The sequence below is a fragment of the Burkholderia sp. BCC0405 genome (assembly GCF_902833075.1).
Taxonomy (GTDB): domain Bacteria; phylum Pseudomonadota; class Gammaproteobacteria; order Burkholderiales; family Burkholderiaceae; genus Burkholderia.
Window position 1 is genome coordinate 1 of the sequence record NZ_CADFEO010000078.1, and the last position, 341, is coordinate 341.

The 341-nt window shown below is 65.4% G+C and carries 1 pseudogene; it reads left to right on the forward strand.

From position 1 onward, the window contains the following. Positions 1–341: pseudogene (locus HWX36_RS36770) on the forward strand (Dyp-type peroxidase domain-containing protein); the annotation flags it as partial.

The window sequence follows — 341 nt, forward strand, 5'->3', positions numbered from 1 at the left end:
GCGCTCGATCTCGATGCGACCGACAAGGACGGCAACCCGGTGATCCCCGACAACTCGCACGCGCGCCTCGCGTCGCCGCAGTTGAACAACGGCGCGCAGATCCTGCGCCGCGCGTACTCGTACAACGACAGCACGAACTTCTACATCGAGCGCTGGCCGCCGTGGCGCCAGCAGACGGAGTACGACGCGGGGCTGATGTTCGTCGCGCACCAGCGCGACCCGCGCAAGGGCTTCATTCCGATCAACGAGAAGCTCTCGAAAATGGACATCATGAACCAGTTCACCACGCACGTCGGCAGCGCGATCTTCGCGTGCCCGCCGGGCGCGCAACCGGGTTCGTA